This is a genomic window from Mesorhizobium kowhaii (assembly GCF_042431665.1).
Taxonomy (GTDB): domain Bacteria; phylum Pseudomonadota; class Alphaproteobacteria; order Rhizobiales; family Rhizobiaceae; genus Mesorhizobium; species Mesorhizobium kowhaii.
In genome coordinates, this window is the sequence record NZ_JBHLYT010000193.1 from 1 (window position 1) to 1,134 (window position 1,134).

1 protein-coding gene is annotated in these 1,134 nt (G+C 64.0%); it reads right to left on the reverse strand.

Annotated features, from left to right (window positions below; translation table 11 throughout):
• On the reverse strand, window positions 1–936 hold a 936-nt coding region (locus ACFFNA_RS39295; RefSeq protein ID WP_378925668.1), incomplete at its 3' end, for an IS1380 family transposase.
• Window positions 937–1,134: the final 198 nt, after the last annotated feature.

The window sequence follows — 1,134 nt, forward strand, 5'->3', positions numbered from 1 at the left end:
TTGGGCGCCGACCTCGACGCGGGCGATGATGCGCTCTACGCGGCTCCAACTGGCGGCGCCGTCAAAAAACTCCTTGAAGCGGCGGACCTTGTTCGTCTTCGATGCTTCAAAGCGCGCCATCGTGCTGGTTTCCAGGTCCGCGACATGCTTGCGCAGGGTCGTGGTGGGCGCCACGCCGAGGATGAAGTCGACATCGTTGGCGCGGCACCAGTCGATGACCTGCGGACTACAATAGTGGCTGTCGGCCCGGATCAGGATGCGGATGTTCGGCCAGTTGCTGCGGATCGCCCGCACCAGGCGGCGCAGGTGGGGGCGGATTTCTGCCCCGCTCGGCCGCTTCGCTGGTCGCAGGACCGCACCGACGAACCGGCCGTCGCCATCGAACACAACAATCGGCTGGAAGCCGTATTCGTCGTGATGGGCATTGAACAGGCGGAGCTGCTGGCCGCCATGCACGGCGTCAAAGGTGTCGTCAATGTCGAGCACGATCCGCGTCGGAACCTGGCGGAAGGAAGCGCAATAGAGGTCGACCATCGCACTGCCCATAACGACCAGTTCCCGCACGCCGGGCAGGTTCTCCAGCCGGCACATCGTCGACTGGGAGGCCAGATCCCGCCCCGAAGGCAGCGCATCCTGGGCCATCTTGAAGATCGGATCGGAGCGCAGCCGGTTGGCGTCGTTGCCATCCTCGTAGCCGGCGGCAATCATCTTCATGCGGAAGCCGATAATATCGGACACGCTACGGATGACCTGGTCCGGACGGCGCGGATCGTCGATGCACCGTGCCACACGCTCGGCCACCCGCAGCCGCTTCTCCACCTCGGCCAGTGCCAGAACCCCACCGTTGGAAGAGAGCATGCCGCCGTCGAAACGGGCGACGACGCACTTGCCGCCAACAGATGACAAACCGCTCAGCGGCAGCGTAGGATCATTCATGGCGGGTGTGGTCTCCGGGAAATGGCGCGGATCGGCTTAATCAACCAAATCCTACGTCATTTCAACGGCTTGCACCACATCCCCCAACCCGCCAGTAGAGTCGAGGAGGGGCGCGGTGGCTTGGGCCGTGTTGGCCTCGCTCCGTCTCCCTTCCCCGCTCATCAAACCGGACGTGCGGATTTCCCGCATCCGGCTTTC